The organism is Bradyrhizobium cenepequi, assembly GCF_020329485.1.
In the GTDB taxonomy this organism is placed as follows: domain Bacteria; phylum Pseudomonadota; class Alphaproteobacteria; order Rhizobiales; family Xanthobacteraceae; genus Bradyrhizobium; species Bradyrhizobium cenepequi.
In genome coordinates this window covers 221,449-243,373 of the sequence record NZ_JAGKJI010000005.1, presented here as the reverse complement: position 1 = coordinate 243,373, position 21,925 = coordinate 221,449, and the positions used below count along the sequence as shown (strand labels likewise).

The window sequence follows — 21,925 nt, the reverse complement described above, 5'->3', positions numbered from 1 at the left end:
TCAGATGGCCGAGAAGCCGCCGTCGACAGACAACTCCACCCCATTCACGAAGCTCGAATCCTCTGAAGCAAGAAACAGCGCGACCGCTGCAATTTCCTCAGGACGACCCATCTTTCCCCGCGGGATCAGGGATTCGAACATCCGCTTCGCCTCCTCGGTGAGAACTTGGTCCTGCATCGGTGTAGCGATCGGCCCCGGGCTCAGCACGTTCACCCGGATATTCCTGCCCTTCAGTTCGTTGAGCCAAGTGCGTGCGAATGAGCGCAACGCCGCCTTGCTCGCCGAATACACGCCGTAACCAGGAAAACCTTTCACCGAAGCAACTGACCCGGTCATGAAGATCGATCCGCCATCGTTGAACAGCGGCAACGCCTTCTGAACCGCAAACAGCGTGCCGCGCGTATTCAGGCCGAAGGCCGCATCGAAATGCTGCTCGGTAATCTCGCCCAGTGCGACGGCTTCGCCCGTGCCGGCGCTCGCATACAGGACGTCGATCCTGCCCTTTTCCCGCTTGACCGTGTCGAACAGACGGTCGAGGTCGTCGAGATTGGCTGCGTCGCCGCGCACGCCGGTCACGTTCCGGCCAATCAGCTTGACGGCCTCATCGAGCGCCTCCTGCCTCCGGCCCGTGATGAAAACATAAGCGCCTTCTTCAACGAACCGCTTAGCGCTCGCCAGCGCCATGCCGCTCGATCCACCCGTGATGACTGTAACTTTACCCTCAAGCTTTCCCATGACTTCCTCTTTCGGCCTTCCTCAGTTGCCCCCAGCATTCGTCCGGGGTCGGTGTCGGGCTGAAATGGGTCCGGCTGCGTCAGGCGTTCAGTGCGGAAGTTCGCACATCGGTGGTGCAAAATCGAACCAGGCGAGCTAGTAACTTCAGCCACGGCATGCGGTGTGCGCGGTCAGCGACGCCCCAGGCGCCAAAGTCGCCGCCCCCGCTTGTCCGAGGACGAGACGCTATTCGATGGTATTGGACACGGGCTTTGGAAGGCGCACCCCGCGGTGCCGGATTGCACCATGATCGACTGGGATGACGTTCGCTACTTTCTCGCCGTCGCGCGCGGAGGCTCGGTGCGGGCTGCCGCCGAGCGCCTTGGTGTGAACCACTCGACCGTGCTGCGACGCATCGCCCAGCTCGAGGAACGCCTCGGAGTGCACATGTTCGAAAAGCCGCCTTCGGGCTACCGCCTGACGGCTGCGGGCGAAGAGGTCCTCGAGTTCGCGGACCAGATGGAAGCGTCGTCGCACCAGCTGGAGACGCGCGTTTTCGGGCGCGACCAGAGCGTGCGCGGGCTTCTGCGGGTGACGCTGGCACCGCCCCTCGCGACACACCTGCTGATGCCGGACTTCGCCGATTTCGCGCGTCTGCATCCGGACATCGAGATGGACATCTTGTCGTTCGGCGAGCTGGCAAATCTGACCAACCGACAGGCCGACGTCGCGATCCGCGTCGTCTACGACCGCAAAACCCTGCCGCTCAATCTTCACGGCCTGAAGGGACCGGATGTATTCGGCAGTATCTACATGTCCCGCGATCTGCTAGCCGCTTGGCGTGCGGGCGCGCCTGATCCCATCCGGTGGATCGTCATAAGCATTCATGGAATTCCGGATTGGGCCAGCGAGGGTGAGGTTCGCACCACGGGGGTTCCATTCAGGACCACGGACGCCGGGGCGCAGATCGTTGCTGTACGGCAAGGGCTCGGGATCACGACGCTGCCGTGCTTCGTCGGAGATGCCGACCCCCTACTGGTGAGGGTGCCGGGCACCGACTTGCACATGTACGGAACGCTCTGGCTTCTCACACAGGGGGAGTCCCGCAAGACGAAGCGCGTGCGGCTCTTCACCGAGTTCGTATCCCGCAGGCTCGCCGCGTACGCTCCGCTTCTCGCGGGACTGTCCGTATCGCGCGACTGACGCGCAGCAGGTCGATGGTGGTAGACAGCCTCGTGACGGTCTTTTTTGAGAACTGCCGGTACGGCTCGGTCGGCGGTCGTCAGAAAGAAATCGACCGATTGATGCCGATAGTCGCTGAAACCGGGCAAACCGCAAATCGTCCAAATTCGCGTTTGAAACCAAGAGCGCGATTTTCTGACGGACTGGCGAGACGGTTCTTCATCGCACATAGAAAAGATTTGCGTTGAAAAATCAGCGCGTTACCATCACTTAAAATAATCGAGTGGGAGTAAGAGGCCGTATTTTGGAGTGCTTTCATCGTAGTTTCGTAGAAGGAGCCGCGATCTGTGGGCTGTTCTATTAGCTATCGGCCTTGATCACCAACTGAAGTTTGCTGGCCTCTTAGGTCACCCATACTTATGCCTCCGTGCAAACCGATCTGATGTTGCCGAGGAAAGGCGGATCAGCCTGACGGTAATTTCGTGCGTGGGTATCTTCCAGACTAGAGAAGTACCGTCACCTGTACTCTAAACTGATGGTACTTCGTCTCTTCCGCTAATTTTGGCCAGAACGGAGAAAGCGCACGTGCGCTAATAATCGACTGGGCCAAGAGCGGAACGACTGCTTCGCGATGCTGACTGAGAATAGCGGATGTCGAAGGTAGCTTGACGGATTTTTCCATTCTGACATGCCGGGCCGGCCACGTTATGGTCGAGCTATTCGGAGACACAACGGGCAATATCAGGGGGAAGCTGGATGCGTTTGAATTTCAAGACGCGGTACCTTTCAATAACGGATTTCGCTGAGGTCGATCTGCCGCAGATGACCGTCATTGTTGGCCCAAACGGAAGCGGCAAGAGCCACCTTTTGCAGGCTATTCAAAACGGCAGTGTCACCAATTCCGTTGTCGCGATAGCACACGACCCAGTAGCGGTTCCTAACAATACGCAAGTGCGCCTTTTGACTCTCGGTGATCCGGCTCCGAACTTCGGCAACGGCTATGCGACCGCTCGGCCGGAAGATCCAACGCGTTGGGACCATTTTGCTGTCTTTAGCCGAGTAAGGACGGCAGAACTCGCGCCCTTTCGGGCAGAGCTGGAGGCGCTCAGCGACGGCAGGCTAGACGCGCTGTTCCCCGGCCGCGAAGTTTGGCAAGTTGAGCCTGCCGAAATTGCGGAAATACTAGGCAAGCAAGGTCAAACTGAGGCGATCGCCAAAATCTTCCAACGTGCAGAAGCTGAGCTTCGTAGACCAAGAGAGAACCACTGGCGTCCGGCGGGAGGGCTGTCCGACGCAGCCGCGCTTGCCGTCGCACAGCAGGTTTCCAAATCGTCCGGTATCCCCATGTATGGTCTCCAAATCGAGCACATGAAGCTTTTCGAACAATGGGGACAGGTCGATCCGTTTGCCGTGAATCTTCCCATGATTTTCGGCCGCTATCGCGATGCGCAACTGCGAAACTGGATGCTTCAAAAAGCCGATCAGCGCAGTGGCGATAATCGCGCCTTGTCGGACGAGCAATTCGTTGAGAAATTTGGGCCGCCGCCGTGGACTCTCATCACGCCCACTCTTGCCGCGTTCTCCCTGCCTTATGAACTTACAACGCCGACTGAGACAGACTACAGCAATGTTTCTGTTGAATTCCGGCGCACCGACAACAGAGACATAGTTCATTTTCAAAACCTCTCGTCCGGCGAAAGGATATTAGCTCAATTGGCAATATCGACATTTCACTATGACGAGAGGTTTCTCTCACTGAACAGGCCAAAAGTTCTGCTTTTGGACGAGATGGATTCATCGTTGCATCCAGCAATGGTCGCTCGGTGGCTAAGCGCTATTCAGCACGAGTTGGTTGAGCATCAGGGAATGCATTGCATCCTTGCCACACACTCTCCAACCACGGTTGCGCTGACACCCGAGCATACACTTTTCGAGATGGTCGACGGCCGATCGGGACTGAGGAAGATCAGTAAACAAGATGCTCTGAATAAACTGACTTTTGGCGTCCCGACACTCTCGATCGACTACTCCGGCCGCAGGCAGGTATTTACCGAAAGCGACACCGACGCTGCAATTTACGAGAGCGTGTATGCGCTTATCAAATCGCATATTAAATGCAGCCGTGAACTCAATTTTCTCTCGACTGGTCTCCGTGACAAGAACAACGGAGAGATCAACGCTGGTTGCCAGATTGTCAAACTCACCGTGGGGCGCCTGGCAGAATCGGGCAATTCTAGCATTTTTGGCATCATTGATTGGGATGGCAAGGCGACCTCCACCGACCGCATTAAGGTAGTCGCGGGGGGCGAGCGAAACGGGATTGAAAACGTGTTGCTCGATCCGCTCCTGGTATGCCTGCTCTTGATGAAGGAGTGCCGTCTGCCCGAGGGTTTGGACGATATAGATCGGTTTGCAGGCGCTGGGAACCTTTCAGAGATCAATCTTCAACGCCTGATCGACGCAGTACAACTACGCTTATTCCCCGATTCGGCAGAACGGGTAGAGGTGCAATACCTTGGTAGCGCAAAATGCTTCGTCCTTCGCGCTTACCTTCAGGCCGACGATCATGTCTTGGAAGATGCGCTTTGTGAGCAATTCGATGGATTAAAGAAATGGCACCGCAAGGGAAAAGGTCACGGGACCTTAGTTAGGACCGTAGTCGAGCACGTTCTACGGGAGCATAGCTATTTCTGTCCGATGGCGCTTCCTGCGGTTTTTGAAGCTATCGGCAATGCGTAGCGTTCGGAAAGGTAATTGCCAGATCACTGGTGCACGTGACTCTCAGCGTTTGACTAAGGCTGTCGCCGACCGATCGCTATGCGGCTCTCAAGCATCCCCGCCGAGTGCTCCGGCGTGTGAGTCGGAGGGAGCCCTGCCAGCGCTTCGGCGTCTGGACCGAAGGGAGGCGATGGTTTGGTAGACTCTTGGCAATATTGGTGCCCGCCGGCCGGCAGCGCCGTAGAGCTCGGCCTGGTCTGCGGCTTATCCGTTGCGCTACCGGTTCATTTTCATCCGGAAGACCAAATCACGCTGGTCATGTCCGGGAAGCGGAGATTCGTTATCCACGATGAGCTCATCGAGGTTGTCGCGGGTGAAAGCTTGACCATACCCGCGGGCACGGTGCATCGCTCGTTGTCCGATTCGGCCGACGTTTGCTGCATCAACATCTATGTTCCGCCTGAGAAATACGACGAGCGCGATCTGCTCGCTCAGTTGCCTCTCCTGTTGCGATCACGTGATGGGCGGACGCAGCTCAATGGAGCCGTCACGCTCAATGGGCTTCACCGCACGGTTGCGAAGGGTGCTCGCCCTGGTGCACCTGGCGCGATCCATATCAGCCAGTGGGAAACTGTTTCTCAGGCGGCTGATCGGGCCGGAATGACCCGCGAGGGATTCTCGAGGCGATTTAAGAAGCTCCAAGGCCTGCCTCCGGAGGACTTTCGGTTGCTCTCCAGATTGAACGACGCGCGGCGGCTGCTTCGAACCGGCGAGCCGATCGCGATGGTGGCGGCGGAGGCGGGTTTCTCCGACCAAAGTCACCTTAGTCGCTGCTTCCGGCGCTTTTTCGGCGTTACGCCTGGCCGTTACCGCGGTGGGGTAGGCGGACGGTCTGTCGCCGACCAGTGAGGAGCTATTGTGCGGTCGGAGGGTCACATACGTTCTAGAGCGAACTGCCGCCCAAGTGATAGTCGATGCGCCTGTCTTGCCATGGAGCGCGATGTGACGCCGACATTGTCAGCGGTCTCATACCTGCTTGTGATCGGTGCCGGAATCAGTGTGGCACTGCAGCAGGTGTTGAACGCAAATCTGCGCACCGAATTGGGATCCCCATGGTGGGCCGGATTCGTCAGCTACTTGGTGGGCGTGATCGTGATGCTCCTGTTGCGCTGTTGGCTCCGGGGCCGCGGCCCTCCCTTGCAACCATCGAACAGACAAATTGGGTGTCCTGGACGGGCGGAGTTCTGGGCGCCGTTTTCATCAGCGTCGCCATCCTGATGATCCCTCGACTTGGGGCCGCGATGGTTCTCGCCTTGATCGTGGTCGGGCAGATGGTCTGCTCGCTATTCGTGGATCATTTCGGGTTGCTCGGTGTTCCCCAACATGCGGCAAGCCCTGTCCGCCTCCTGGGCGCGGCTTTCCTTGTTCTGGGCGTCGTTCTCATCCGGCAGTGAGGGTGCCGTGAAGCGGCCATTCGCGCCCTGCGCTTCAGCCGGAAAAAATCTCAGGACGATGTCGGCCTCCGAGAATCCCGTTCGTCGTTCCGATGCCAAGCCGATGAGGCCGGCTCAAATGAGGAGACAGACGATGCGTGTGATGGTGCTCGTGAAGGCGACCGGCGACAGCGAAAAGGGCATTCTCCCCACGACCGAGATGTTTGAGGCGATGGGTAGATTTAATGAGGAACTGCGCAATGCCGGCATCTTGCGCGCCGCCGACGGCCTCAAGCCCTCCTCGCACGGCAAGCGTATTGCGTTCGATGGTCCCGGCCGTGCAGTCATCGACGGGCCTTTCGCCGCGACCCGCGAGCTGGTCGCCGGTTTCTGGCTCTGGGAAGTCAAGGACATGGACGAGGCGGTCGCCTGGGTGAAGCGCTGCCCCAATCCGATGCCGGGACCGAGCGAGATCGAAATCCGGCCGCTGTACGAGATGGCTGATTTTGCGACGAGACTCTGACGCCACGGGTCAGGGAGGAGCGTAGCAACGAGGCAATCCATCTCTCCACGAGCGACGCTATGGATTGCTTCGCGGAGCCTGTCATCGGGCGGCGCTACGCGCCGACCCGGTGGCTCGCAACAATGATGTGGCTGGTTTGGGTGCGACAAATCAACCCGACGGGCAAATCACCAAAAGTCTGTCCACCCCCCGCGCAAAAAATATTCCGCTTCCGTCGTCGGGCAAATCAGTGATTTAACTCCGCGCGTCTCACCCGAAATGAGGGGCGGGTCGCGATCGTCACGAACGTTGCGGTGAGATGCGGTGGACGCGGGTGTCGCGACTGACGAGCGTGACTATCCGTGGACGGCGAAGTCGTGTGGTTCTGGCGCCCCGACGCTGGCGCTAAGTTTTTTGCGCGAAGAAGTTCGCGCGAGAGATGACGGTGGCAAGAAAGCCCGGTCACCGGGAAGAGCACGAAGTAAGCCGTAAACCACTGCGCAGGGAAAGCCGGTGTTGCTTCGGTTGACCTGTGGTCCTACCCCCGTGCTTTTTGTTGCACGGGGCCCACGGGTGCAACCGGCACCCGGCTTTCCCTGCGCCCTCACTTCAATGAGAGGGTGGAAAGTGAAGCAGAGCTCGGACGCAAAGCGCCGCGAGAATGCGGAGTCACATCCTCTCCGCTGTTTGACAATTGAATCCGAACTCCACCCCGCGTCGTCCCGGGCATGACCCGGGACCCATAACCACAGGGCGTCGTTATGTGCTCCGCCGCAACCGCTTGCTCGTGCCACAACACCTCCCTGTGGTTATGGGTCCTCGCTTTCGCGAGGACGACAATCGTAGGATGGGTAGAGCGCAGCGAAACCCATCATCGCGCGGCTTGCTCCATCGCGATGGGTTTCGCTGCGCTCTACCCATCCTACGGGCCTATCGTTTGATGAGCCTCAGGAGTCTTGTCAGTCCACTCCGGCGGCGCGCCGAACTTGCCAGCGACGACCCCCGCGAGGCCAGGCGCGCGACCAAAATTGTCGCACGTCGGATATTTCGGCGCGCCGCCCAGCCACGATTGCACGCGCTGGCCGGAGGGCAGGGTGATATCCAGGGCTTCTGGCTCCTTGCCGGTCACAAGCATCCGGGAGAACTCATTGCCGAACTTTGTCGCCAAGCCATAGGCGTCGCCGACTTCGGAAACGCGAGGGTTGTCCATGATCGAATTCGCGCCACGCGCCCATATCATCGCGGCGCGCTGGACGCCGTTCCTGTCGATGGCTTCTGCCTCGACGGCAAGGCCGCCGAGCCCCAAGGGAAGACGTGGAATGCTGACCGGCAGCGCCGCGCCGGTGCCCAAGGTCACCGCGGTCGACACGCCGGCTGCCGCCTTGTCGGTCGGCAACACGTCGGTGACAACGGTTCGAACGGTCAGGTCGGCAAGTTCACGTGGTGAGACGATTTGAAACTTGTCGCTCAGGGCGACGCAAACCTCACGATCGAGCGCGTTTGCGACCAGCGCGCGGTCTTGCTCCGTCTTCACGCGCGGCAAGGCGCTCTGGGCAAAGGTTGTCGGAACGATACGTACAGTTTTCACCGACGCTAAGGCATTGCCATCGACGTAATTTCTCGACTTCGAGAGCATGCCCTTTTGCTCTCCCAGATTATTGTACGTTGCGAGCGTGCCCGCCGTTTTCGAAGGCATGGAAGCACATCCGGCTGCCGTCAGGGTCAGTGGCAGCGAAAAATACAGAAGTCGCAGGCCAAGCGCTTTCGCGCTGTCCAGCAGAGAGGGAGGTTGATTGAGTTTGCATCTGGTTGCGTACGCTGGCTTGAGACACGGTTCGCAGCCATGAGCGGCAGATCTTGTCATGTCTCGGCTCCGGGCATAAGATGCAGTTATGCATCTAGTCGTGTCCGTCGCGCCGAGTCAAGATGCATTAATGCATCTTATTTGGAGTGAGCTTGTATGGCAGAGCGACGACGCGGCGCGGAGCTGGAAGAGGCAATCCTGGAGGCTGCGTGGCTCGAACTGGCCGAGCACGGCTATGCCGGGTTCACGATGGAGGCGGTTGCGGAGCGGGCCGGGACAAGCCGACCCGTGCTGGCGCGTCGATGGGACGGGAAGGCACAGCTCGCGGTCGCGGCCATTCGGCAAGAGATGACAAAGCACCCGGTAGAGGTGCCGGATCGAGGCAATGTGCGGACAGAGCTGCTGGAATTTCTGGAGCGTGCGTCGGATCGTGCGTCCGGCGTTGCAGCGGCCTTCACTCTGTTCGCAAGCGAGTATTTCGCGGAAACCTCCTCGGCACCGAAGGATCTGCAGGCCGCGCTCATCCAGGGCCGGGCGAAAGCGCTTCCCGCGATTCTGGAGCGCGCGGTGAAGCGGGGCGAAGTTGATCCGAAAAAGCTGACGCCTCCAGTCGCTTCCCTGCTGGGCACCCTTTTTCGGGAGCATGTCGTCATGAACTTCTCAGCGCCGCCGCCTAACTTGCGGAAAGCCTGGGTCGACACTGTGTTCCTGCCGCTGGTCAAGACCAGGTAAGCGAAACCGCTGCCGCCTCGTGCGACTTAGCTTGGGAACAGAACAATGCAAGGAGAGTGCGCATGTTTGACCACCTCGGAATTGTCGTCAGCGACCTGGAACGAGGCCGGCGGTTCTATGAGGCTGTTCTCGCGCCGCTCGGGCTCAGACTGCTGGAAGACCACGCGCAAGGCGACGGGACGGGATGGCTCGTGTTCGGCACCGGTCAACCCCAATCACCATTCTTCGTTGTCGCAGCAGGCATGCCCAGCTTCTGGAACGTTGAACATGCACCCGGGAAGAGCCCCATCCATCTCGCCTTCAGCGCGCCTACGAAAGACAGCGTCGATCAATTCCATGCCGAAGGCTTGAAGCTCGGCGCGCGGAACAATGGTGACCCCGGAATACGCCGAAAGCCCTTCTACTGCGCCTTTCTGATCGACCCCGACGGCAACAATCTCGAAGCGGGTATTTATCTGGCCGAATAATGTGGCAGGATTGCTCGCATCTTGCGCCGATCTCAACTCCCGACCAAAAGGTGAACCCATGTCACGCGTGTCTATCAAGACCAAAGACGATCTGCCGGCAGAGCTCAGGCCGCTCTGGGACAAGATGACCACCTACGGCGCGTTCGAGCATCAGGCAGGCGTGATGGCGCAGCGGCCGCCGATCTTCAAACATATGTGGTCGCTGCTGGTCGATTTGGCGGATGAAGCGGTGTTGTCGAAGCGTCATCTCGAGCTGGCGCTGGTCACGGTCTCGCTGCTCAACAAGTGCGACTACTGCGTGTCGCATCACGCGCCGAAGCTGGCGATCCAGGGCGTCTCGGAACAGGGCGCCGAACGCCTGCTCGACTACAAGGATCATCCCGAACTGGATGAGATCGACAAACTGGTGGTCGAATATTCCATCGCGGTGACCAACAACTGGAACAAGACTCGCGATGAGATCTTCAGCCGCCTTCGTCAGCATTTTTCTGAAGGCCAGATCGTCGAGCTGACCTGGCGCATCGCGCTGTGCGGCGCGTTCAACCGCTTCAATGACATCCTGCAGTTGGACGTCGAGCAGGGCCTCGCCCCTCGGGAGGCTGCGGAATAGGTCGCTTGAGCGCTCGCTTGAGATTCGTCTCCCGTGACCGCTTGCGAGGCGTGGCGGCCACGGGAGGCGGGGCATGCTCAACCCTCGAAATAATAGGGCTGGTCGAGATCGGCGATCAGTCCCGACTGTTTCGGCTCCCAGCCGAGCAGTGCGCGGGTTCGCGCGCTGGAGGTGGGGACATCAGCGCCTGCGAACTGCGCGAACCAGCCGAAATGTTCGGCTGCCTCGTCAGGAGATTTGCTGACGACGGGCACGTTCAAGCGGCGGCCGATCACTGCGGCGATCTGCTTGAACGGCACGCCCTCTTCGGCGATCGCGTGAAACGGACCTCCGGCGGACCCGCGCTCGATCGCGAGGCGATAGACGCGGGCGGCGTCGAGGCGATGTGCGGCCGGCCAGCGGTTGAGACCATCGCCGACATAGGCGGAGACGCCTTTCTCTCGCGCGATGCCGATCAGGATCGGAACAAAGCCGTGATCGCCCTGGCCATGGGTCGATGGTGGCAGACGGACGACGGAGGCGCGCACGCCGCGCGCAGCCAGCGCGGCGGCCGCGACTTCCGACTTGCGCGGAAAGTTGGTGGCGTGCGCATCTTCCTCGGTCGCAAGCCGGCCCGGGGCCAACAGCGCTACGCCACCGGTGACGAGCAGGGGACGTTCGGAGCCCTCGAGCACGGTGCCGATCGCCTCGATGGCGCGCCGGTCCATCTCGCAGTTCTCAACGAATTTCGAGAAGTCGTGGTTGAAGGCCAGATGGATCACGCCATCGGCAGCCGCCGCACCGCTGCGCAGGCTGTCGAGATCTTCGAGCGATCCGCGATGCACTTCGGCGCCGGCCGCGGTGAGGGCCGCTGCCCCGGCATCCGAGCGCGTGAGGCCGATCACTTGGTGGCCGGCCGCGATCAGTTCGTGGACAACGGCGGAGCCAACGAATCCGGTGGCACCGGTGACAAAGACACGCATGAGGAAGTCTCCAGAGTTTACGTCGGAGCCTACTGTCTGCGCGCGCGATATCCTGGTAAAGTAGTGACGTTATCAGGGTATAATGGCTAACAGGATGAGCATATCGGCTGCGAATGAGAACCTGCTCGGCGCCTACCTGAAGGACCGCCGTACCAAGCTCGATCCCGCTGCGTTCGGCGTGTCGGGCACACGGCGGCGGACTCCCGGGCTCCGGCGCGAAGAGGTGGCCCAGCGCGCCAATATCAGCGCGACCTGGTACACATGGCTCGAACAGGGGCGAGGGGGCGCGCCATCGGCCGACGTGCTCAACCGCATCGCCCGTGCGCTGATGCTGACGGAGGTCGAGCGCGAGCATCTCTTCCTGCTCGGTCTCGGCCGTCCGCCCGAGGTCCGCTACCAGGCGAGCGAAGGCGTCACGCCACGGCTGCAGCGCGTGCTCGACGCGCTCGAGGTCAGCCCGGCGCTTGTGAAGACCGCGACCTGGGACGTGGTCGCCTGGAATCGCGCCGCGGCCGTGGTGCTGACCGACTACGGATCGCTGCCGGCGGAGCAGCGCAACATCCTGCGCATGATCTTTTGCGATCCACGCGTCCGCGCTGCGCAGTTCGATTGGGAGAGCGTCGCACGGTTCGTGGTCGGCGCGTTCCGGGTCGATGCGGCGCGGGCGGGCGCGACGGAGCAGGTCGGCGTGCTCGTGGACGAGCTCTGTCGGCTCAGCCCCGATTTCGAGAGGCTGTGGCGCGCCAACGACGTCTATGGTTATGGCGAGGGCGTCAAGCGCCTGCGGCATCCGATCCTTGGGCCGATCGCATTCGAATATTCGGCCTTCGCCGTGGACGGCCGGCCCGACCTCGGCATGGTCATCTACAATCCCGCGACGTCCACGGACGCGGAGCGGGTCAGATCGCTGATCGAGCAGCGATGAGCCCCGTTCGAAAAAAGTGAGCTGGAGTGAGCCCCTGCATGTCGGCTTTGGCGCCTCGCATTCGTCTTGGAGCCAGAGACCTTGCAGTGGAGACAAGGAATGAAGGATGCTCACTATCGCTGGGTGATTGTTGGAGCCGGCGGGCTTCTGGGCTGCGTTGCGATCGGCGGGATGTTCTCGCTGCCGGTATTTCTTCAACCGATCACGCGCGACACCGGCTGGTCGGTCACCGGCGTGTCCAGTGCCATGACCATCGGCTTCCTTGCGATGGCGTTCACGAGCATGATCTGGGGAACCTTGTCCGATCGGCTCGGGCCGCTGCCGGTGGTGCTGACCGGCTCGATCGTGCTCGCAGCAAGCCTGGGGCTGGCCAGCCTCGCCCCGTCGCTGGTCGCGTTTCAATTCATCTTCGGCCTGATGGTGGGCGGCGCGGCCGCAGCGATCTTCGCGCCGATGATGGCCTGCGTCACCGGATGGTTCGATACCCATCGCAGCCTTGCCGTGTCGCTGGTTTCGGCGGGAATGGGCATGGCGCCGATGACCATGTCGCCGCTCGCGGCCTGGCTCGTCTCGATCCATGACTGGAGAACCTCGCTTCAGATTCTTGCCGTCGTCGTCGCCTGCATCATGATTCCAGTATCGCTATTGGTGCGCCGCCCGCCGGCGCTCGAACGCGAACATGCCCCTGCCGCCGGCCACGGTGAGCTGCAACCGGCGATGTCGCTCGCGCAAGCGCTGCGCTCGCCGCAGTTCATCGTCCTGCTCGCGACGAATTTCTTCTGTTGCGCCACGCATTCGGGGCCGATCATCCATACCGTCAGCTATGCGATCAGCTGCGGTATACCGATGATCGCCGCTGTCACGATCTACAGCGTGGAGGGTCTGGCGGGGATGGGCGGCCGTATCGCGTTCGGCCTGCTCGGCGACCGCCTCGGCGCCAAGCGCGTGCTGGTCTCCGGACTGTTCGCCCAGGCATTCGGCGCGCTCGCCTACGCCTTCGTGTACCAGCTTGCCGCATTCTATGCCGTGGCGGCGGTGTTCGGCTTCATCTATGCCGGCACCATGCCACTCTATGCGGTGCTTGCGCGAGAGAATTTTCCGTTGCGGATGATGGGCACCGTGATCGGCGGAACAGCGATGGCAGGCAGCCTGGGCATGGCGACGGGCCCGGTGGCGGGAGGTTTGATCTACGACACCTTCGCCAGTTACGCTTGGCTTTACATCGGCTCCTGGGCCGTCGGACTTGGCGCCTTCCTGATCGCACTCACGTTCAGGCCGTTTCCGAGCGCCAAGTCTGAGCCCGCGCCGGTGCCGGCGTGAGGAGGAACCCGACGGATGCGCAGGCGATCTACCGCGTCTTCCTTGCGCGCCAGCGTTTCAGCGCAGCTTCCATTGACTGGCGGATCGTCATATGGAACTCGGCCATTTCCTCCATGCGACTGCGCGTCTTTCCGCGGGCAGCGATGCCCGCGCCCTGCTTCAAGAGTTCGGCGAGCGCATCGAGCAGGCGGTTCTGCTCGATCAGCATGCCCTCGTAATTGTCGGACACTTCATAGAGCACACGTTTGCTGCCGCGTTGGCCGTGGCGACGCGCCAGCGTGTATTTCTCCAAAAGCCGGGCGGCGACGCTGGCGGTGCTCTTGCTCATCTCGAGATCTGCCGCGATGCGGTCGAGGCTGACCGGTTCCGGGAACAGAAGCAGGTAGCCATAGAGGCGGGCGGCTGCCTGCGGAACGCCCCAGGGCATCAGCAGCCGCGCCACGTCCTCGATGAAGCGCCGTTCGGCGCCGGTCGGAGCTTTGTTTGACATATTCGACATTTCCCGAATATACTGGATATCCTGGATTTGTCCACGATGGGGCACGGAGCGGAGTGTCGCGATGGCCGCCACGCCCGAGTTTCGAGTCCGGACCCGTGTCGGGAGCATGTCATGGTGAAAGTCACTCTACAGATTGCGGCCTGGACCGCGGTCATGGCCGCCATGATCCTGTGGCCGGCCGGCACCCTGGCTTATCCCGGAGGCTGGGCCTTCATCGGCATGTTCGCTGTCGGTGGGCTTGCGATCACCCTGTGGCTCGCCAAGCGCAATCCGCGCCTGTTGCGCGAGCGCATGAGTTCTCCGGTGCAGCGCGATCAAAAGCCCTGGGATCGGATCTGGCTGTCACTCTTCATCCTGCTGTTCTGCGCCTGGATGATGTTCATGGCATGGGATGCCGCGCGCACCGGATTTAATGCGGTCCCAGCCTGGCTTCAGGCGGTCGGCGGCGTCTTCATCGGGCTCTATCTGCTCGGCGTGTGGTGGACCTTTCGGGAAAACACCTTTGCCGCGCCCGTGGTGAAGATCCAACAGGACCAGCGGGTGATCGATACCGGTCCATATGCCGTTGTCCGGCACCCGATGTATGCGAGCGCGTTGCTTCTTATCGTCGGCCTGCCGCTCTTGCTCGGCTCCTGGATCGGCCTTGTGATGTCGGTGGTGTTCATTCTCGGCATCTCATGGCGGACTCTGCATGAGGAGGGCGCGTTGAGGGCGGAGCTGAAAGGCTACGACGAGTATGCCGCGCGCGTGCGCTATCGGTTCATCCCGTTGGTCTGGTAGCGTCGGTCAGCGACGATGGCGCAGGCAGCCGCAAAGACCGGGGCAGGGCCGACCGTCATGGTCGCCATCGAACAATGGTTTCCCCGCCAACAGCGCATCCTGGTTGATGATCTCGCCTTGTCGATCCTGCCTTTCGGCGCGAGAGCCTTCGTGCACGCAATGCGTCCGTCCCCGATCCGGAACTGGATGGTGCAGGCCACCGAACGCGCTTTTCCCGGTATCTGGAGTGGCATCATGTGCCGCAAGCGCTTCATCGATGATGCCGTCATAGCCGCAGCGTCCGAAATGGCCGCGATCGTCAATCTCGGCGCCGGTTTTGATACGCGCGTCTATCGGCTGCCATCGTTGGCTGCGATCCCGGTGTGGGAGGTCGACCAGCCCGCCAATATCAGATCCAAGCAGGATGGCATCCTGCGTCGGTTTGGCGGCGTTCCGCCGCACGTCACCCTCGTGCCGATCGATTTCGATCATGAAGTATTGGAGCCCGCGTTGGCGTCGCGCAGTTATGCACTGGCCAAGCGGACGTTCTTCATCTGGGAGGCGGTGACCCAATATCTGAGCGAGGTGGGCATCAGGAGCACGCTCGAGTTCCTGGCCGCCGCGGCGCCGGGCAGCCGTCTCGCGTTCACCTATGTGCAGAAGGATTTCATCGATGGCCGGAATCTCTACGATCAGCCGCGTCTCCATGAGAGGTATGTGAAGCAGAAGATCTGGTTGTTCGGCCTCGATCCCCGAGATGTCGCCGGCTTCCTCGATCCGTACGGCTGGCGCGTGATCGCGCATGTTGGCTGCGACGATTTGGCGGAGCGCTTCGTGAAGCCGACGCGCCGGCATCTGCTCGCCTCGCCACTAGAAAGAATCGTGTGTGCGGAGAAGCTGTAATGAAGGTCGTGTTTGACGGCGAACAGAACTTGTCTATCGGTTCGTGTTCGTGAAGTAATGTGCTTCGATAAGCTCGGGGCTGGTTTGTAACCAAAGCTGACAGGAAATCCAATGGCACGCGTTCGCTGTATTACCGAGATGGGCATGGGCGTCGATGTCCACGGCAAGGACGCCACCAAGGCGGCCAGGCGCGCGGTCTCGGATGCCATCCGCCATTCGAGCCTCGGCTTCTTTCGCATGCTAGGCAAGACTGCCAACGACATGTTCGTCGATGTCACCATCGGCGTACCGAATCCCGATGCGGTCGATACCGTGGTTGTCGCAAAGGAACTGCCTTACGGCACGGTGGCCGTCACCGCGGTCAGGGGCGGACTCGAGATTCCGGCCGAGCAGGGCAGCGACGCCATCATCATCGCCAACGCCTCCGTGATCGTCAGCCTCGACGATGGCGAGCCGGGCTAGCCTTTCGTGCCCGATAGTTGAGCTTGCCAATTTGCTCTCGGCGCGACCCGACGCGGCCGAACCTGCGGGAGGTCCATCTGCTCCAGGCGGAGCTCATCGACGATCTGACCCGCAAGGGTTTTGCCATGCGGCCCGGCGACCTCGGCGAGAACACAGCACGCGCGGGATCGATCTGATGGCGCTGCCCGTGGGCGCGCGGCTGCACATCGGGCACGAGGCGATCGTCGAGATCACGGGCTTGCGCAGCTGTTGCGTGCAGATCGATACGTTTCAGCAGGGAATGCTCCGCGAGATCATCGCGCGCGTCGATGGCAAGCTGGTTCGCAAGGGCGGCGTGATGGGCATCGTCGTTGAAGGTGGCGAGGTGCGGTTGGACGACGCCATTGTCGTGCGACTACCGGATGGGCCGTTCGTGCGGCTCGAAGTGGTGTGATCAGTAACGCCGCTGAAGAGGTCCGGCAGTTCGACTCACCAAGATTTCTGTTGAAAACGAACGCAGATTTCGATGGAACGGCCCAACGGTTCCCGGCTGCGCCGCTAGAAATTTGCGCCGCAAGTTTGGCGCATTACTATGGCGCAACTGTTCGAGCGGGCGTGATCGCCAGGCATCCGGCCCGGCTTGTTATCTCGGATCATAGCATATGTCCGCCATCGTGGATTTTGGTCGCCCGCTCTCGGATCTCGTGAAGCAGAAGGACATCTACTCCTTCTTCAGCCGCTCAGCGTTCGACAAGGGGCACTCCTACCACGCCCAGGGGCGCGTCACGGGATTGGAGATCAGCGACGATCTCACGCACGTTCGCGCCAAGGTGCGTGGAGCGGCGTCCGCTCCCTATCGTATCGATATCGAACTGGAGTTCAGCCACGGCCGCCTTGCCGACCTCGACGGCACGTGCAGTTGTCCGATGGCGGTTAATTGCAAGCATGTCGTGGCGACGATGCTCCAGGCCCTGAGCGGGGGGCAGCCGCCGGCCAGGGCGGCGTCGCGGGACGAGCGGGCGCCTGCGCCATCGATGCCGATTCTGCCTTACGATGTCGTCGCTTGGCTTGACACTGTCAGTACTGCGGCAATGCGCGGCGATGACTACCCCGCGGACGTGACGCAACGGTTGCTCTATTGCCTGCAACCCGTCCAGGACGGTACGCGAATGCCGTTTCTGGCGGTGTCGCTGCTCTCGCTCCGCCTGCTCAGGGACGGCAAGTTCGGGGGGAGCGTTGCGCGTCCGAACGTGTTCGATTTTTCGCCCGAACGCGCGCCGAAATATTACCGCGATAGTGACATCGATATCCTGGGCGAGCTCTCGAAACGTTCAGGCGCGTATAGCTATTACGGCGCTCGGCCGCGGTCCCTCGAGCTCATGCAGCGGATCGTCGCGACCGGACGCGCGTTATGGCGTGATCACAAGGGACCGCCGTTACAATGGGGAGAGCCGCGCGCGGGACGCATCGAGTGGCGTCAGCTCAGCAAGCAGGGAGTTTCCCCGCTACTGACCGTGCCGGGAGCAATCGCGTTGAATGCAGAGCCGCCGGTCTATGTCGACGAAGGCGCAGGCGTGATCGGCCCGGTCGAAGTGAGCCTGCCCCCGCGGCTCGCCTATCAGCTCCTGTCGGCGCCTGCCATCCCGCGTGCGCAGGTCGCCGAAGTGGCGCGTCGTCTCGGCGAGAGGCTGCCGGAGCTTCATCCTGGCGTGCTGCCGGGAACGCCGGCGGCCGCGGTGAAGATCGAAAGTGCTCCGATTCCGATCCTGCGGCTCAAGCGGGGGCGCGAGGGCTCGAGCGCATACTACTACCAGGACAGGCCCGACCGGGTCGGCGTGGCCCATCTCAGTTTTCGCTACGGTCCGGTCGAGATCGAGCCTTCGGAAAAGGCGAACCCGCTGGAGGCCTTTCAGGCCGGCGAAGTCTACACGATCACGCGGCGTCGATCGAAGGAGAAAGGCGCGCGCAAGCGGCTATTGGAATTTGATTTTCGTGAAGCGAGGTTGAGGCACCCGTTTCTCGATGCCGGCCACGCTTACGACCTGGCGCTGGAAGCGCCTCACGCCTGGCTCGATTTTCTCGAATTCGGCGTTCCCGAGCTGCGCGCGGAAGGCTTTGACGTCCTGGTCGACGACGATTTTCCGTACCGGCTGGCGCCGTCGTCGGGCGCCTTCGATGCAGAACTGGAATCCAGCGGCATCGACTGGTTCGAACTGGCGCTCGGCGTCGAGATCGACGGCGAGCGGCGCGACCTGGCGCCGATCCTGGCTGGCCTGGTCGCGACACCGAATTTCACACCCGATCGAATCAAGCAACTCGCCGAGCAGGGCGATCATTTCTATCTGCCGCTTGCCGACGGCCGCCATCTGTCGCTGGCCGCGGATCGCTTCCTCCCGCTGGTGCTGGCGCTCCATAGCCTCCGGCTGAGCGGGATATTCGGAGATCCCTCCGAAAAGATCAGACTTTCTCGCGCGGACGTCCTGCCGTTGCTGGCACATGAAAGCCACGAGTTTGTTTTCCGCGGTGCCGACAATCTTCGTCGCCTCGCCAACCTGCTTCAAGGCCGCGAATTGTCGAATCCGGCCTTGCCTGAGAATTTTCGGGCCGAGCTTCGACCTTACCAGGCACAGGGTGTGGGCTGGCTCGATCTGCTGCGCGAGAGCGGCCTCGGCGGCGTGCTCGCCGACGACATGGGGCTCGGGAAGACCGTCCAGCTCCTCGCGCTGTTGTCGCTGGAGAAGGCGCGGGGGCACCTCACGGAGCCCGCCCTTGTCGTCGCTCCGACCAGCCTCATGACGAACTGGTTCAGCGAGGCCCAGAAGTTCGCGCCGGATCTGAAGGTCCTCGTGCTTCACGGTTCGGATCGCAAGCAAAGCTTCGCGACCATTGCGGAACATGATCTCGTCCTGACAACCTACCCGTTGATTGCGCGGGATCATGAGGTCCTGTTGTCTCGCGATTGGCACATGGCCGTGCTGGACGAGGCGCAGACGATCAAGAATCCCAATGCCGCGACCACCCGATGGCTGCGCGGCATCAAGGCGCAGCATCGCTTCTGCCTGACGGGGACACCGGTGGAAAATCATCTCGGCGAGCTCTGGTCGATCATGAGCTTTGCCAATCCGGGATATCTCGGCGATAAGGCCGATTTCGGCCGCCGCTGGCGCATCCCGATCGAGAAGCGCACCGACACACGACGCGCGGCGGCGTTGGCTCAACGCGTGAAGCCGTTCCTGCTGCGCCGGACCAAGGCCGAGGTGGTGACAGAGCTGCCGGCCAAGAGCGAGATCGTCGAACGCATCGTACTGGAGGGCAGCCAGCGTGACCTCTACGACTCCATTCGTCTGTCGATGTCCGACAAGGTCCGCAAGGCGATTCAGGAGCGCGGCCTGGCCAAGAGCCACATCATCGTTCTCGAAGCGCTGCTCAGGCTGCGCCAAGCCTGCTGCGATCCGGCGCTCCTGAAGCTCGACGATCGCGTCGTGCGGCCTTCAGCCAAGCTTGACCGGCTGATGGAGATGGTCGAGGAACTCTTGAGCGAAGGCCGCAAGATCATTGTCTTCTCGCAGTTCACCTCGATGATCGACCTGATCAAGGTCGGGTTCGAAACTGAGCGCATCCGCTATAGCGTCCTGACCGGAGAAACCACCAATCGCAAGCGCGCGATCGAAGAGTTTCAGAACGGCGAGAGCGATGTCTTCCTGATCAGCCTGAAGGCCTGCGGTGTCGGGCTCAACCTGACGGCGGCCGATACAGTGGTCATCTTCGATCCCTGGTGGAATCCGGCCGTCGAGGAACAGGCGATCGACCGCGCCCATCGCATCGGCCAGGACAAGCCGGTCTTCATCTATCGCCTGGTGGCATCGGGTACGATCGAGGAGAAGATGGACGAGCTCAAGGCGCGGAAGCGCGCCTTGGCCGACAGCCTGTTCGACCGCGAGGGGCGCGTCGGCTCGGCGCTCACCGAGGAGGACGTGCGTGCGCTGTTTGAGGAATAGCGAAGCGCGCGCAGGGATGGCTGTCCATCATCATCGCACCTTCTCGAGGAGAGAGGTCGTAACGTTGGGCAAGCTCTGGCGGTCTTGATCCGAGTTGACGATCCCTTCTGCGCATGCGTTATCAACATGCAGCGCAAATCCCGTCGCGCCGGGATCGCCGAGCTCGGGGCGAAGCTGCAGGCTCGGGATCAGGTAGTCGCCGCCGTTCTGCTGTCGATACGGAATCGGCGGCGTGGTTGCCAATGTCCGCATCCGCTTGCGCAGACGATCGGCGATGAGATCGAAGCTTTTCTCGTCGAGACGATCGACGCGGTAGGCCACGAACGGGGGTAGCACCTCGTAGCCCGGGTAATAGAGGATGCCGTGATTGATCGGAAACAGGAGGTCGTCGATCGGGCCGTTGATGCCGCGAGGCCCGTAGTGCTCCTCCCAGCCGCCGGTGGTCACGATCAGCATCGCGCGCTTGCCGGCGAGCGTGCCTTCGCCGAAGCGGTCGCCCCAATGCCTGTCGCTGTGCTCGCCGACGCCATAGGCAAAACCGTAAGCGTAGACCCGATCGACCCAGCCTTTCAGGATCGCTGGCATCGTGTACCACCACAGCGGAAACTGCAGAATCAGGACGTCGGCCCATATTAGCTTCTCCTGTTCGGCCTTGACGTCGTCGGTCAGTGTGCCCACTGCGAAGGCTTCGCCGGAGGCGGCTGCGGGCTTAAGGCGCGCGGCCTTTGCGAGCGCAGGGAAATCGGCACGATCGATCTCCGACTTCCAGCCTTGCGCATAGAGGTCCGACACCCGCACATGGTGGCCTTGGGCTTTCAGTTCGGCGACGGCGACATCGCGCAGCGCGCGGTTGAGCGAACGCGGTTCGGGGTGGGCGAAAACAAGCAGCACGTTCATCGGTCGATAATCCCTCGCAGAAACTGACCCTCAGCTAGACGATGTCGTGCTGATCCACTACACATCAATAATGCATAAGATTATGCCGAATAATGGATAAGTCCGATATCACGCTGGAGCGGATGCGCAGCTTCGTCCGCGTCGCCGAGCGGGGCAGCTTGTCGGCGGTGGCGCGCGAGCTCGGCGTCGGCCAGTCCACCATCACGCGTCACCTGCGCGAGCTCGAGGAAGCCGTCGGCGTGCCCCTGCTGTCGCGCACCACGCGGCGCGTCACCATGACCGACGAGGGCAGCCGCTACTACGCCAACTGCGTCCAGATCCTGCGCTTGGTGGAGCAGGCCGGCGACGAGGCGCGCGGCGCGCGCGGCCAGCCGGCCGGCACGATCCGGATTTCCTGCACGGCGGCGATCGGCGTGCTGCACATCAGCCGATTGATCTTCGCGTTTCAGGATCGATATCCCGACATCGCGATCGACCTCAGCTTGACCGACGAGCGCATTGACCTCGTCCGTGAAGGTGTCGACATCGCGCTGCGGCTGGGGCCGCTCACCGACAGCGCGATGAAGCTCCGCCCCCTCGGGCAGTCCCAGCGGCTCCTGGTGGCTGCGCCCGCTTATCTCGCCTCGCGCGGGACGCCCTCCGTCCCGCGAGATCTCGCACAGCACGAGGGCATCCGGATGTCCAACATCGCAGGCAGTGACATGCTGGAACTGCAGGGACCGCGCGGTGAGCACCACGCGGTGCCGTTCGGCGGACGGCTTCGCATCGACCACGGCCTTGCCGCGCGCGAAGCCATGGTCGCCGGTCGCGGCATCGCGCCCGCGCATCGATGGCTGGTGGACGATCTCCTGAAAGCCGACCGGCTGAAGGCGGTCTTGCCGCGCTATACGCCGCTGCCTGTCCCGCTGAATATGCTGATCGTGCCGGAGCGCGTCGGCATCGCCCGCGTCCGGCTCCTGATCGATTTTCTCGCTCGCGAGATCGGCTCCATCCCGGGCATTGAGGCGCCGCGTTCACGCGGCATGAAAATGTCTTCGCCGAAGCGCTGATGCCACGACT

The 21,925-nt window shown here is 61.7% G+C and carries 22 protein-coding genes and 1 pseudogene; 17 read left to right on the top strand and 6 right to left on the bottom strand.

From position 1 onward, the window contains the following. Positions 1–735, bottom strand: a complete 735-nt coding sequence (locus tag J6497_RS09415) for an SDR family NAD(P)-dependent oxidoreductase (RefSeq protein ID WP_225703969.1) — start codon at positions 733–735, stop codon at positions 1–3. Positions 736–1,020: 285 nt separating this feature from the next. Here J6497_RS09415 and J6497_RS09410 point away from each other — a divergent pair, with 285 nt between their 5' ends. Then, the gene (locus tag J6497_RS09410) at positions 1,021–1,917 is read left to right on the top strand and encodes a LysR family transcriptional regulator (protein ID WP_225703968.1); all 897 of its coding nucleotides are present in this window, start codon (positions 1,021–1,023) and stop codon (positions 1,915–1,917) included. Between the two features lie 79 nt (positions 1,918–1,996). Here the strand turns inward: J6497_RS09410 and J6497_RS09405 are convergent, their stop codons facing one another. After that, positions 1,997–2,215, bottom strand: a complete 219-nt coding sequence (locus tag J6497_RS09405) for a hypothetical protein (RefSeq protein WP_225703967.1) — start codon at positions 2,213–2,215, stop codon at positions 1,997–1,999. Positions 2,216–2,652: 437 nt separating this feature from the next. Between J6497_RS09405 and J6497_RS09400 the strand changes: the two genes are divergently transcribed. From J6497_RS09400 to J6497_RS09385, 4 genes and pseudogenes are all read left to right on the top strand, one after another. Next, a complete protein-coding gene (locus tag J6497_RS09400; RefSeq protein WP_225703966.1) occupies positions 2,653–4,635 on the top strand; it encodes an ATP-binding protein in 1,983 nt (660 codons plus the stop codon). Positions 4,636–4,809: 174 nt separating this feature from the next. Beyond that, positions 4,810–5,523, top strand: coding sequence for a helix-turn-helix domain-containing protein (locus tag J6497_RS41905; RefSeq protein WP_225703965.1), 714 nt, complete (start codon positions 4,810–4,812; stop codon positions 5,521–5,523). 81 nt (positions 5,524–5,604) lie between these two features. Continuing rightward, a pseudogene (locus J6497_RS09390) lies at positions 5,605–6,068 on the top strand (DMT family transporter). 133 nt (positions 6,069–6,201) lie between these two features. After that, positions 6,202–6,570, top strand: a complete 369-nt coding sequence (locus tag J6497_RS09385) for a YciI family protein (RefSeq protein WP_225703964.1) — start codon at positions 6,202–6,204, stop codon at positions 6,568–6,570. Between the two features lie 901 nt (positions 6,571–7,471). Here J6497_RS09385 and J6497_RS09380 read toward each other — a convergent pair. Continuing rightward, complete coding sequence (locus J6497_RS09380; RefSeq protein WP_225703987.1) at positions 7,472–8,245, bottom strand: DUF3313 domain-containing protein; 774 nt, start codon at positions 8,243–8,245, stop codon at positions 7,472–7,474. A gap of 264 nt (positions 8,246–8,509) precedes the next feature. Between J6497_RS09380 and J6497_RS09375 the strand changes: the two genes are divergently transcribed. The 3 genes from J6497_RS09375 (at position 8,510) to J6497_RS09365 (ending at position 10,162) form a co-directional block, all read left to right on the top strand. Then, positions 8,510–9,085: a TetR/AcrR family transcriptional regulator gene (locus J6497_RS09375; RefSeq protein ID WP_225703963.1), complete on the top strand. Its 576-nt coding sequence runs from the start codon at positions 8,510–8,512 to the stop codon at positions 9,083–9,085. A gap of 62 nt (positions 9,086–9,147) precedes the next feature. Further along, complete coding sequence (locus J6497_RS09370; RefSeq protein WP_225703986.1) at positions 9,148–9,552, top strand: VOC family protein; 405 nt, start codon at positions 9,148–9,150, stop codon at positions 9,550–9,552. Between the two features lie 58 nt (positions 9,553–9,610). Continuing rightward, the gene (locus J6497_RS09365; RefSeq protein WP_225703962.1) at positions 9,611–10,162 is read left to right on the top strand and encodes a carboxymuconolactone decarboxylase family protein; all 552 of its coding nucleotides are present in this window, start codon (positions 9,611–9,613) and stop codon (positions 10,160–10,162) included. A 77-nt stretch (positions 10,163–10,239) separates the two neighbouring features. Here J6497_RS09365 and J6497_RS09360 read toward each other — a convergent pair whose 3' ends face one another. Continuing rightward, complete coding sequence (locus J6497_RS09360; protein WP_225703961.1) at positions 10,240–11,124, bottom strand: SDR family oxidoreductase; 885 nt, start codon at positions 11,122–11,124, stop codon at positions 10,240–10,242. A gap of 94 nt (positions 11,125–11,218) precedes the next feature. Between J6497_RS09360 and J6497_RS09355 the strand changes: the two genes are divergently transcribed. Together J6497_RS09355 and J6497_RS09350 are read left to right on the top strand one after the other, a co-directional pair. Continuing rightward, positions 11,219–12,049 (top strand): helix-turn-helix transcriptional regulator, encoded by an 831-nt coding sequence (locus J6497_RS09355; RefSeq protein ID WP_225703960.1) that lies wholly within the window; start codon positions 11,219–11,221, stop codon positions 12,047–12,049. A 99-nt stretch (positions 12,050–12,148) separates the two neighbouring features. Beyond that, positions 12,149–13,369, top strand: a complete 1,221-nt coding sequence (locus J6497_RS09350; protein WP_225703959.1) for an MFS transporter — start codon at positions 12,149–12,151, stop codon at positions 13,367–13,369. 28 nt (positions 13,370–13,397) lie between these two features. Here the strand turns inward: J6497_RS09350 and J6497_RS09345 are convergent, their stop codons facing one another. Beyond that, complete coding sequence (locus J6497_RS09345) at positions 13,398–13,859, bottom strand: GbsR/MarR family transcriptional regulator (protein WP_225703958.1); 462 nt, start codon at positions 13,857–13,859, stop codon at positions 13,398–13,400. A gap of 120 nt (positions 13,860–13,979) precedes the next feature. On the opposite strand from J6497_RS09345, the gene J6497_RS09340 reads away from it, so the two are divergent. From J6497_RS09340 to J6497_RS09315, 6 genes are all read left to right on the top strand, one after another. After that, positions 13,980–14,648, top strand: coding sequence for a methyltransferase family protein (locus tag J6497_RS09340; protein WP_225703957.1), 669 nt, complete (start codon positions 13,980–13,982; stop codon positions 14,646–14,648). Between the two features lie 15 nt (positions 14,649–14,663). Next, complete coding sequence (locus J6497_RS09335; RefSeq protein WP_225703956.1) at positions 14,664–15,530, top strand: SAM-dependent methyltransferase; 867 nt, start codon at positions 14,664–14,666, stop codon at positions 15,528–15,530. A 111-nt stretch (positions 15,531–15,641) separates the two neighbouring features. After that, positions 15,642–15,992: a Lin0512 family protein gene (locus tag J6497_RS09330; protein WP_225703955.1), complete on the top strand. Its 351-nt coding sequence runs from the start codon at positions 15,642–15,644 to the stop codon at positions 15,990–15,992. A gap of 23 nt (positions 15,993–16,015) precedes the next feature. After that, a complete protein-coding gene (locus tag J6497_RS09325; RefSeq protein WP_225703954.1) occupies positions 16,016–16,168 on the top strand; it encodes a hypothetical protein in 153 nt (50 codons plus the stop codon). Continuing rightward, positions 16,168–16,425, top strand: a complete 258-nt coding sequence (locus J6497_RS09320) for an MOSC domain-containing protein (protein ID WP_225703953.1) — start codon at positions 16,168–16,170, stop codon at positions 16,423–16,425. The genes J6497_RS09325 and J6497_RS09320 overlap by 1 nt, the downstream gene beginning before the upstream one ends. Positions 16,426–16,633: 208 nt before the next feature. Further along, a complete protein-coding gene (locus J6497_RS09315; RefSeq protein ID WP_225703952.1) occupies positions 16,634–19,969 on the top strand; it encodes a DEAD/DEAH box helicase in 3,336 nt (1,111 codons plus the stop codon). 30 nt (positions 19,970–19,999) lie between these two features. Here J6497_RS09315 and J6497_RS09310 read toward each other — a convergent pair whose 3' ends face one another. Next, the gene (locus J6497_RS09310; protein WP_225703951.1) at positions 20,000–20,866 is read right to left on the bottom strand and encodes an NAD(P)H-dependent oxidoreductase; all 867 of its coding nucleotides are present in this window, start codon (positions 20,864–20,866) and stop codon (positions 20,000–20,002) included. Between the two features lie 92 nt (positions 20,867–20,958). Here J6497_RS09310 and J6497_RS09305 point away from each other — a divergent pair, with 92 nt between their 5' ends. Continuing rightward, positions 20,959–21,915: a LysR family transcriptional regulator gene (locus J6497_RS09305; protein ID WP_225703950.1), complete on the top strand. Its 957-nt coding sequence runs from the start codon at positions 20,959–20,961 to the stop codon at positions 21,913–21,915. The last annotated feature ends 10 nt before the right edge of the window (positions 21,916–21,925 follow it).